Source organism: Pinibacter aurantiacus (assembly GCF_019130065.1).
In the GTDB taxonomy this organism is placed as follows: domain Bacteria; phylum Bacteroidota; class Bacteroidia; order Chitinophagales; family Chitinophagaceae; genus Pinibacter; species Pinibacter aurantiacus.
On the sequence record NZ_JAHSPG010000016.1, the window covers coordinates 466,032 to 478,187 of the forward strand.

Consider the following 12,156-nt stretch of genomic DNA (forward strand, 5'->3'; position numbering starts at 1 on the left):
ATCTCAAATCTCAGATTTTTAATATGAAGCTAACCAATTCTATACTATGTGCTGTTTTAACACTGTTGTTATTCAGCGGTTGTAAAAAGGATTATGATAAATCTGTTTTTGAACAGCTTCCGCAGGAGCGTTCTGCAGAAATGTTGAAAGATTATAAAACATTGCTAACGTCTGCACCTTACGGATGGCAGGCATATATCTATCCCGGATCTGGTAATCTTGCCAGTACATTTTTGTTCAAGTTTGATAGTACGAACAGGGTGATCACTAATTGTGATCTGGGGCCGTCTACTATTACAACACCAGTGGAAAGCAGCTATAGTCTGCGTGCATTGCAAATGACCACTTTGGTTTTTGATACATATAGTTATTTGCACCTGCTGGCAGATCCTAATGATAATGTGATGGGGGGAACCCGCGGGCAAGGGTTTTATTCTGACTATGAATTTTATTTCATGGGCGTATCCGCTAATAAGGATACGATCTACATGGAAGGTGCACAAAAAGGCATGCCTTTAACACTCGTTAAAGTTACTGATGACAACAAAGCTGATGTAGAGCAAGGTTTTGACCAGGATGGGGGTAAGAAAATGGCCGATATGCAATATCGCATACACTCATATTTATCTTCTGCTATGTTTATTAACATGAAAATGCAGGATAATAAACAGATAAGTTTTATTTATAACGGCGGAAGCTCTATATACTTCCTTTATCAAAATGATACTACCGGCAAAATTGTGGGACAAAGCACTTTATTCAGTTATACTGCCAAAGGCATTCACTTCCGCGATACCGTAAAGTATAAGGATGTTGCTTTTAAGGACATGATATGGAACCTGGGAACTAATACTGGTTTTTACGTTGATGGTATTTTCAATACTTCAAAAACAAGCAACACTCCGGATTTCCCGATGTCATCTCTGGCAGGAACATTGTTCCAGGCGCTTTACCAACTTGGCGGCTATCCTGATCAAAGCCCAACAGCTGTTTCGCAATCTTATAAAGATATATTTAAAGGAATCAATGATTCTTTAAACAGCAAGGGATACACTTTCGGTGAAATTTCTTATTTGTTCAGCCAGTCAAGAAGTGAAATGACTATTTATTTTGGCATGACCAAAGAAGGATCGGCCTATTACGGAACATATACGTATAGCTTCACTTTATCCAACGATGGGAAAACGTATACGTTTAAATACAAAAGCGAAGACCCGGGAGGACAGGTTATGAGATTTGCAATGGCTCCATTGCTTAAATACTTCGAAACCGGCAGCCAAAAACTCACATTGGATTATTATTCTTCAGCTTCATACGGTATGCTGGCGCAGTTTAAAAGCTTAGATGATCCAAATTTCTTCTTTGTACTAATACCATACTAAGAACAATTAATAACCCTGATAATAAAAATATTAGATAGAAATGAAATTGAGGAATCTATTTACAATCATCGTAATGGCTATGCTGTTCGTTGCTCAAAAAGCAACGGCGCAATGGAACAGTGAAGCTTCTAAAAACACTCAGACAGTAACAGCGTCTTTGTCTGGGTCGGACCGTCCTGATATAGCAGCGTCAACAATTGATGGTAGTTATTTTGTCCGCTGGGTACAATATGACCCTAAGGGAAAATACAACTTTGCCATGTATGTTCAGAAAGTGGACAAAAAAGGAAACAGGATGTGGGGCGGAAGCGGCATCAGAATAGATACGCTTATGGGGAATGGAAGGTATAGAGATGCAATGGTCGTTGATAAGAAAGGTAATTTGTTGGTAGCTACGCAAAATACACGTCTGGATCAATACAAGCAGTTTCCGTTAGTATATAAAATCGATGGCAAAACCGGTCAAACATTATGGACTGCTAAAATTGATACGGTTGCAGGAGAAAATGACTATCAGGGTCTTGCACCTACATTGGCAGTTACCAATTCAAATGATGTGATTGTTAGCTGGAACTTAAGCATTTCATTGGGCGGAGGAAGTCGCGATGGTGTATATATGCAAAAACTTAATGAAGCCACCGGTAAATTCATGTGGCCTTCACGCATTACCATACAGGATGATCTTTCTATGATGGGGCTTTTCCCACAACCAATCATTATCAGTGATGCTAGTTTCATCGTTACCTGGGAACACAGACCAACTGGTAGTTCCGGTTCAACTCCATTCAATTTATCCGCGCAAAAGTATAGAATAGATAGCGGATTGGCGGTATGGCCAACCCCAACTGAGTTGTCGCCCGCTAATCCTGTGGCTCCCGGGGCTCCGTCTAAATATTATAATGATAGAAAAGGCGGTGTGATTGTTAGCTATATTAAAACTGGCCTCTCCGGTGCAGAGATTTATGCGCAGCGTATTGATACTGCAACAGGGCAAACCAAATGGGGTGCAGAGTCAAAACTTGTTGCAAGAAATACTGTAGGTGCATCAAGTAACGATGCCGGAACAGCATACGACACCGTAACAAATAAATTATGGTTCGCAGTTATGGACGATGTCCCTAATGGTGGTGTTCACGGCGACTGGATTTATTTGCAAGGTCTGGATCTCAATGGCAAGTTCATATATGGAGATAGTTCAACAGGTCCGCAAATACTTCCGCTGAGTGATGGCACCCCTAAGAAGTCAAGACAAACCATTGGCATGAGAAATACCGGTGATGGATTGGTATTGGTATATGCGGAAGGGATTAATCCGTCTAAAACTTTAATAAAGGCAACCAAAATAGACTACGCAGCGAAAATGACATGGACCGGGTTAGGTGATTCTATTGTTACGGTTTCTTCCGTTCCGGATTTGAATGCAGGAACGCTTAGTGATTATATTCCGGTAGATAGTCAACTGGTAATTGCAATGAATACCGATGCCGGAGTTCAACTTGTGCAGAATGTAAAGAACAGTAAGGCAACAGGCGGTTCCCTGGGTAATGGTACTATTAAACAAATAACAGCTTTTGATACTGCTACACTTGTTATAACATATGGAGATGCAGTTCCTTTCCTCGGTGGTACTTCTAACACAGGTATTTCTCCGGAGTACATTGTTGATAACCCCGATGTGGCTTTCGTGGACGAGAACAATAATATTGTGGTACTAACAGCCGGCACCTTCCACGCCCAGGCATATTTTCCCGGAACAGAAGTGTACGTATCTAAAACGAGTTTGCCCAAAACGATCATTGTAAAGAAAAAGCAACTGACTGTTATCGCTGAAAACAAGTCAACGGAATATGGTCATGATATACCTCAGTTAACCATGACGTTTCATGATTTCGTAAACGGAGACGATGTAATGAGCTTTACAAAATTGCCAACCATCGTTACACCAGCGGTAACAAAATCGCCAATCGGTATTTATCCAATCACACTACAAGGTGGTGTTTCTCCAAAATATGAACCGGTATTGGTAAATGGCACAATGACTATTTATCCTTCATCAGGTTCAGATAAAGATAAGCTGGAAGCGTATTGCAGCAGCTCAAGCACATTGCAGGTAAATATCTATTCAACACAGCAACAAACCGGCGTTTTGCAACTGATTGACATGTCGGGAAAAATGTTGTGGTCACAGCAAGTTGAAGTACCTAATTCAATTACGAATTTCCAGATACCTGTGTACACACTTTCCCCTGCTATATACGTAGTAAGGTTTGTAGGGAAAGGAACAGTGCTGGATCAGAAAGTGAAAATTAAATAAGCTCATTTCTCAAGTATATTCTCATGAACTATATACATAAAAAAATATTCAGAAGGTTAGTGATCGTTGCAGGGGTGTTGTCTGCAAATAATATGATGTCATTTGCGCAAACGCCCGTGCAGGTAACTACAACGGGAGTGCCGTTCCTGCAAATTACTCCCGATACACGTTCAGGTGGCATGGGTAATATGGGCATAGCAACAAGCGCCGATGCAGATGCTATGTTTCATAATTTATCAAAAACGGTTTTTAATGAAGACAAAGGAAACGTCTCCCTTAATTACACCCCATGGTTAAGAAACGCTACTTCCGGCATTTCTTTTGTAAGTGCGGCTGGTAATTACAAACTGAACGAAAACCAGGCTGTATCTGCTTCCTTACGCTACTTTAATATGGGTGACGTTCCGGTTACAGATTACACAGGAAAAAAACTGGGCATTTACAGACCCAATGAATTTGCCTTTGATCTTGGATATTCAAGAAAGCTTTCAGAGAAATTTTCTATCGGCATCGCTGCACGATATATCTACTCCAAACTTGCAGATGGTTCCGTGAACGATGTTAATTACACTGCCGGAAACGCTTTCGCAGGCGATATTTCCGGGTTCTATAATGGTATAGATAAAGAAGGAAATGGCTTTACCGCCGGAGTTGCTTTGTCAAATCTCGGATCAAAAATAGGCTACACAGGCAACGCAAATGAAAAGGCTTTCCTGCCTGCCAATGCAGGTATCGGTGCTGCCTATACGAAGAAATTCGAAGGTGAGCATAAACTGACATTTGGTATTGAAGCTAATAAACTATTAGTGCCCTCAACACCAGCTACAGAAGCCGAAATGCAGGATTATTATAACAAAGGAGTAATGCAAAGCTGGTCAGAATCATTCGGTAATACTGCTTACAAATTAGGAGCGGGTATGGAATACACTTACAACGATATGTTCAATCTTAGAGTGGGCTACACCTTTGATGGAGATGATATTGGCAACAGCAAATACATAACCGCAGGAGCAGGATTAAAGTACGAATGCTTCGGATTGAATTTTGCGTACCTCATGCCTTCCGGCGCCACCAAAACACAAAGCGCCATGGCAAACACCCTCCGCTTCGGATTGATCTATCATTTTACCGACAATAGCAAATAAACCGATAACAGAAACACACACATTTCATTACAAAAACTAACAACATGCGAAAATCAAATTTAAAACAAGGATTCTTGTTGCCGGCGATTATGTTGGTAATGGGAATTCTTTCAGTCTTTATTGCGGATGCGCAACTCACGGTTAAGGCCAATCCTTCATTTTCCGTACAAGAGGCCGATCCTATTACAACAAATCTTTCAGTTACAGCTTCAGGTGGAACAACACCCTACACCTATCAATGGAAAAAAAAGGGTGTAGTTACTACCCTGAGTACAACTTCATCAATCAGGATAAATGTTGTTGCTTTCAGTGATTCCGGTAGTTATACTTGCGTTGTAACAGATAAAGCTGGAAATACTCTTGAATCTAGTCCTATTTATGTAACAGTAACCATGCCAGCAACCGCTCCGGTTTTTGTAAGTGCGATTGCTGACATTACCGTGGCAGAAGCCGCCAAACTTCAATTCCTTACAAGAGCTGCTTTCTGGGCGCCCAGAGGTGTTTGTAAATGGTACAAAGAAGACGGCACTCCGGTAACAGGAGGTGTAGAGGGTTACAACACGGCCGGCGCGGCTGTTGGACCTTATTATACATATGATCAGGCCAAAACATCGATGAGCGGCAATTATTATTGCACAATGACCAACGGAATGGGAGTAACAAAAAGTAATGTTTTCAAAGTCACAGTGAATCCTGCGACTGCAACGCCCGTTATTAACTACCTGAACAGTGCTCTTTCAAGTTATAAAGATTCAACCATGTATCGTGTTACTTTCCTGGAAGGCAGCATTAGCACGAGTGATTATCTAAACGTCACAGCGACTGGTTACACAACGATTCAATGGAAAAAGGACGGACAACCAATTGCCACGCCTTCCAGCACGCCTACAAGATTTGCAGTACAGGACCAGCCAGGAAGAAGCTGGCAGGGAAGCGATGCAGGAACATATACAGTTGACCTGACAAATTCAGTAGGTACCACAACTAGTGTTCCCATCATTGTAACCATTGCTCCAAGTGTTAAACCTAAGCTTATCGCTCATACAGCAGATACTACGGTTACAGAAGCCGACACTATTGCTTTATACGGAGTAGCGAGTGGTGTTGCGGTAAATTATACGTGGGCCAGACTTTTAGCAGATGGCACAATTAGGTCCATCACCAACCAAAAAAATACCTACAGTACATACATGTCTATTGCAGATACAGGTACCTACTACTGTATTGCTTACAATACTGCAGGTAGCGACACTGCTGCAATTCGTGTAACTATGAAAAGAACTCAACCCCTGCCAATATTCCTGGATTTGAAAGATCAATATGAGCAGGGAGGGTCTAACTTAGTTAGCGTAAGACTGATAGGCGAATTGAGTGAAACGCTTACTTTATGCTACATCGATGGCACAGCCGCTACCAGGGGAACACTTCAACTTTATAGTCTCGGAGTGCCTGGAGGTTCTGGTACGTTGCCTGTTGGAAAACATACGATCAGGTTTACCAACGCCGATGCTACACTTGTTCTTGAAAAAACATTTGAATTAAAATAACCACAATCCTCATTCTACATACTATTATTATGAAAATGAAAAATATTCTTGCAAGCGTACTTTCTGTATGTCTGGTGGCTGCAGCCATTACGTCTTGTAACAAAAAAGATAACCCGGCGCCATTGCCTGTTGCGCCTACATTGTCGGCAGCAAGCGTAAATATGGATATCAACACTGTTGACTCCTCTGTATCGGTGAGTGGCGGTGTTGCACCTTACACACTTACAGTATCTGATGCAACTAAGCTTACCGCTACGCTTTCGGGTACAAAAATCGTATTGACAGCAAGTGGCAAAACTGCTTCTTCTGCGACTCCGGTTACCGTGACTGTAACTACTAAAGAAAATAAAACTGCAACCCTTACTATTACCATCGGTGACCCTTACGCAGATGCGAAAGTAAATACCAAAGCCCGTTTTGAGCTAACAGGTCCATCGGCATTGGTAACTTATGTTGCAAATGACAGTTTGATCACTGGTATTGGTTATTTCCAGATTTACCGTGATAATGGCAAACTTTTCGGTTCCGCAAAACCAAAATATGGCTGGGCTTCCGGAGATAGTAAGAACTTCCTTTTTCTTGAAGTAAGTGGAGATGTGAAAGCGCCTGGTCAAAAAACAGGCAGCAGGTTGTATGTACGCAAAAATGGAGGCACCCCGGCATGGGTTGACTGCAGCAAAGCAGAAGTTATTCAATCTGCTTCAGGTATCACCTGGATCACGTTCCAACTACAAGACGGTACGAAAGGACTTGTCGTACAGCCTTGGATACAATAACAACTTAGAAATTAGGAATTAGGAGTTAGGAGTTAGGAATTTAGTGGCGTTGCATTCTTTACGGAAAGGTAACTTTCACAATATTTATGGTTAAGGCTATTCTAATAATTATCAATTAGTTACATAGGATAAATTCTTAATTCCTAATTCTTAATTCTTAATTTCTTCGTTCACTTATGTTCATTCAATAATTGCCAAAGTGGGCAGGTAAGGATAAATAGTAAAGTCGCCAATAGGCTCCTGAACCGTGAAATGTTACAATTTCCATTGAAACATTTCTAATATTGGTACTTTAAACTATAATCCCTACCTTTGCCCACTATTTATTTTGGGTTTAATGGGTAACTTTTCCTCGGATTTATTGATAAAGTATTGATTTTGAAGCTAATTTGATTATATCAAATTGGTTATCAGTATTTTATTGTTCGAGGAAAAAGCTGTTAAATCAAGAACATAAACACAATCTGCAGATTAATTTATGGCTATTAAAAAAGAAAATCGTCCCAGGGCTACGTTCTCCAAAATCACAATTGGCCTTGCCTCTCCGGATTCTATTCTTGAAAGAAGTTATGGTGAAGTGCTGAAGCCTGAAACTATTAACTACCGTACGTACAAACCTGAAAGAGATGGTTTGTTCTGCGAAAGAATTTTCGGGCCGGTGAAAGATTACGAATGTGCGTGCGGTAAGTACAAACGCATTCGTTACAAGGGAATCGTATGCGACCGTTGCGGCGTAGAAGTGACCGAAAAGAAAGTGCGTCGTGAGCGCATGGGCCACATTAAATTAGTGGTACCTGTTGTTCACATTTGGTATTTTAAAAGCCTCCCTAATAAAATTGGTTACCTGCTCGGTATGAGCTCCAAGAAATTGGAAACCATTGTTTACTACGAGCGCTTCGTGGTAATTCAGCCAGGTATCCGAGCAGACAAAGGTCAAAACTACGGTGACCTGTTAACTGAAGAAGAATATCTGGAAATTCTTGATACTCTTCCAAAAGATAACCAGTATCTGCCAGATGACGATGCAAACAAATTCATCGCGAAAATGGGAGCGGAAGCAGTTCACGATCTTTTGCAAAGAATAGATCTTGACCAATTGTCTTTCGATCTTCGTAACGCTGCCGCTAACGAAACTTCTCAGCAACGTAAAGCAGACGCTTTAAAACGTCTGAGCGTAGTAGAAGCCTTCCGTGATGCAAACACAAGAATCACCAACCGTCCTGAGTGGATGGTAATGCAATACATCCCTGTAATTCCACCGGAATTGCGTCCATTGGTTCCACTGGATGGCGGTCGTTTCGCATCTTCAGATCTGAATGACCTTTATCGTCGTGTGATCATCCGTAACAACCGTTTGAAACGCTTGTTAGAGATCAAAGCCCCTGAAGTAATCTTACGTAACGAAAAACGTATGCTACAGGAAGCAATTGACTCATTGTTTGACAACAGCCGTAAATCAAATGCAGTAAAAGCAGAAGGTGGACGTGCGTTAAAATCTTTGAGCGATGTATTGAAAGGTAAACAAGGTCGTTTCCGTCAAAACTTGCTTGGTAAACGTGTTGACTACTCCGGTCGTTCTGTAATCGTAGTAGGACCTGAATTGAAAATTCACGAATGCGGTCTTCCAAAAGACATGGCTGCGGAATTGTTCAAACCATTTATCATCCGCAAGCTGATTGAAAGAGGTATTGTAAAAACAGTAAAGAGTGCACGCAAACTGGTAGACAAAAAAGAAGCTATCATTTGGGACATTCTTGAAAACATATTGAAAGGACACCCGGTAATGCTAAACCGTGCCCCAACACTGCACCGTTTGTCAATCCAGGCGTTCCAGCCAAAATTGGTTGAAGGTAAAGCGATCCAATTGCACCCTCTCGTAACATCAGCGTTCAACGCCGATTTCGATGGTGACCAGATGGCGGTTCACGTTCCATTGAGCAACGCCGCAGTTCTGGAAGCACAATTGTTGATGCTTTCTTCACACAACATTCTTAACCCGCAAAACGGTACGCCGATCACCCTTCCTTCTCAGGACATGGTACTCGGTCTGTACTACATTACTAAGGGTAAAAGAACCAACGATAAAGAAACATTACGCGGCGAAGGCATGGCGTTCTATTCTGCAGACGAGGTGATCATTGCTTACAATGAAAACCGCATTGACCTGCACGCATGGATCAAAGTGAAAACAAACGTACGTAATGCGAATGGAGAACTGGAAAAGAAACTGATCGAAACTACAGTAGGTCGTATCTTGTTCAACCAGTTTGTTCCTGTAGAAGTTGGTTTCATCAACGCATTGCTGACTAAAAAGTCTTTGCGTGAAATCATTGGTGATATCATTGAAATCACCAACGTTCCTAAAACAGCTAAATTCCTTGATGATATCAAGCAACTTGGTTTCCGTATGGCCTTCCGTGGTGGATTGTCGTTCAACCCACAGGATTTGATCATTCCGGATGCGAAAGAAGAATTGCTTGAACAAGCTAAAGTTGAAGTTGACGAAGTTTGGGATAACTACAACATGGGTCTTATCACAAACAACGAGCGTTATAACCAAATCGTAGATATCTGGTCAAGAGTAGATACGCGTATCACTGAAACGTTGATCCGCGAAATGCAAAATGATAAACAAGGGTTCAACTCAGTTTACATGATGCTTGACTCAGGTGCCCGTGGTTCTAAACAACAGGTAAAACAGCTTGCAGGTATCAGAGGTTTGATGGCTAAACCAAGAAAATCAGGCTCTACCGGTTCTGAGATCATTGAGAACCCGATCCTTTCAAACTTTAAAGGAGGTCTGAACGTATTGGATTACTTCATCTCTACGCACGGTGCCCGTAAAGGTCTTGCCGATACAGCGTTGAAAACAGCCGATGCCGGTTACTTAACCCGTCGTCTGGTTGACGTTGCACAGGATGTTGTAATTACCGAAGAAGATTGTGGAACATTGCGTGGTATCGCTACTTCAGCATTGAAAGACAATGAGGATGTAATCGAACCACTAAGCGATAGAATTGAAGGTCGTACTTCATTGCACAATGTATACCATCCTACAACAGAAGAACTGATCGCTGAAGCAGGTAGAGAAATTACTGCTTCTGTTGCGAAAAAAATAGAAGAAGTAGGTATCGAAACAGTTGAGATCCGTTCTGTATTGACTTGCGAAAGCAAACGCGGATGTTGCGTTAAGTGTTATGGTAAAAACCTTGCAACAGGTTACCTGGCACAAAAAGGTGACGCGGTTGGTATCATCGCAGCACAGTCAATCGGTGAGCCTGGTACTCAGTTGACACTTCGTACCTTCCACGTGGGTGGTGTTGCCGGTTCTGCGTCAGTAGAATCTACATTGCCTGCTAAATTCGACGGTACTATCCAGTTCGATGGTTTGCGTACTGTAACAACAGAAAACAAAGAAGGCGAAAAAGTACAATTGGTAATCGGCCGTACAGGTGAGGTTCGTATCATGGATGTTAAAAACGATCGTCTGTTGATCACAAGCAACGTGCCTTACGGCGCTACCTTGTTGGTAAAAGATGGTCAGAAAATTGCCAAAGGCGAACCAATCTGCTCATGGGATCCATATAACAACGTAATCGTTTCTGAGATCAATGGATCTGTGAAATTTGACAACGTTCTTGAAGGTTTCACTTACCGTGAAGAAGCGGATGAGCAAACAGGTCACCGCGAGAAAGTTGTTATCGAAACAAAAGATAAAACAAAACTTCCTTCTATCGGAATCGAAGGAAAAGAATTCAAATCATACAACTTGCCTGTTGGATCTCACATCGTAATCGACGAAGGTGAAGAAGTAAAAGCAGGTCAGGTGTTGGTGAAAATTCCTCGTGTACTTGGTAAATTGAGAGATATCACGGGTGGTCTGCCGCGCGTAACTGAGTTGTTCGAAGCTCGTAACCCGGCGAACCCTGCAGTAGTATCTGAAATTGATGGTGTAGTTTCATTTGGTAACATCAAACGTGGTAACCGCGAAATGATCGTGGAAGCAAGAGATGGTGTTGTTAAAAAATACCTTGTACCTCTTACACGTCAGATCCTTGCACAAGATGGTGACTTCGTAAAAGCAGGTACTCCATTGTCTGATGGTCAGGTTGCTCCTTACGATATCTTAAATATCAAAGGACCTTACGCAGTACAAGAGTACGTTGTAAACGAAATTCAAGAGGTTTACCGCTTGCAGGGTGTACGTATCAACGACAAACATATCGAGGTTATCGTACGTCAGATGATGCGTAAAGTAACCATCGTTGATCCAGGTGATACTAAATTCCTTGAAGACGATACTGAAGATAAATTTGACTTTATGACTGAAAACGACTGGATCTTCGATAAGAAAGTCGTTACAGAACCTGGCGAAAGCACTAAGCTGAGAGCCGGTCAAATTGTTAGCCTGCGTGATGTAAGAGAAGAGAATTCTATCTTACGTCGTTCAGATAAAAAACTGGTTGAATTCCGTGATGCTAATCCTGCAACATCTCAACCGTTGTTGTTGGGTATCACAAAAGCATCATTGGGTGTACAAAGCTGGATCTCAGCTGCGTCATTCCAGGAGACAACTAAAGTATTGTCATCTGCAGCGATCATGGGTAAAACCGATGATATGCTTGGCTTGAAAGAAAACGTAATCACAGGACACGCAATCCCTGCGGGTACTGGTCTGCGTGACTTTGAAAACATGATCGTAGGTAGCAAGGAAGAATATGAATTGCTGCAAACTACTCGTGAAGCCATGACTTTTGACGACGAAGAATAATTATTAAAGTTCTTTATAGTTTTTTGAAAGGTAGGAAGTGTTAAAACTTCCTACCTTTTTTTGGTAGATGACTGCTGAATTATATGTTTGCTATGTGAAACGGCGGTAATATTTACAGAAAGGCTTTATTTTTTTCTAATAATCATGTTGCGTTTAATCTCCGAAAGCTTATCTTCGGCACCGGTTTTTCTTTAGGTAAATAATTAGAATCCGTTTATCTA

Annotated in this window: 6 protein-coding genes; all 6 read left to right on the top strand. The window is 41.6% G+C overall.

What is annotated here, in order from left to right:
* Positions 1–23: 23 nt before the first annotated feature.
* The 6 genes from KTO63_RS22965 to rpoC all read left to right on the top strand — a co-directional run bounded on the left by KTO63_RS22965 (position 24) and on the right by rpoC (position 11,935).
* The gene (locus KTO63_RS22965) at positions 24–1,382 is read left to right on the top strand and encodes a DUF4302 domain-containing protein (protein ID WP_217794297.1); all 1,359 of its coding nucleotides are present in this window, start codon (positions 24–26) and stop codon (positions 1,380–1,382) included.
* Between the two features lie 40 nt (positions 1,383–1,422).
* Positions 1,423–3,696 carry an MBG domain-containing protein gene (locus KTO63_RS22970; RefSeq protein WP_217794298.1) on the top strand — a complete coding sequence of 758 codons (2,274 nt, stop codon included), beginning with the start codon at positions 1,423–1,425 and terminating at the stop codon, positions 3,694–3,696.
* A gap of 23 nt (positions 3,697–3,719) precedes the next feature.
* Positions 3,720–4,841, top strand: coding sequence for a type IX secretion system outer membrane channel protein PorV (gene porV / locus KTO63_RS22975; RefSeq protein ID WP_217794299.1), 1,122 nt, complete (start codon positions 3,720–3,722; stop codon positions 4,839–4,841).
* A gap of 44 nt (positions 4,842–4,885) precedes the next feature.
* Positions 4,886–6,388, top strand: a complete 1,503-nt coding sequence (locus KTO63_RS22980; protein WP_217794300.1) for an immunoglobulin domain-containing protein — start codon at positions 4,886–4,888, stop codon at positions 6,386–6,388.
* A gap of 35 nt (positions 6,389–6,423) precedes the next feature.
* Positions 6,424–7,164 (top strand): hypothetical protein, encoded by a 741-nt coding sequence (locus KTO63_RS22985; protein WP_217794301.1) that lies wholly within the window; start codon positions 6,424–6,426, stop codon positions 7,162–7,164.
* 478 nt (positions 7,165–7,642) lie between these two features.
* A complete protein-coding gene (gene rpoC, locus KTO63_RS22990) occupies positions 7,643–11,935 on the top strand; it encodes a DNA-directed RNA polymerase subunit beta' (RefSeq protein WP_217794302.1) in 4,293 nt (1,430 codons plus the stop codon).
* The last annotated feature ends 221 nt before the right edge of the window (positions 11,936–12,156 follow it).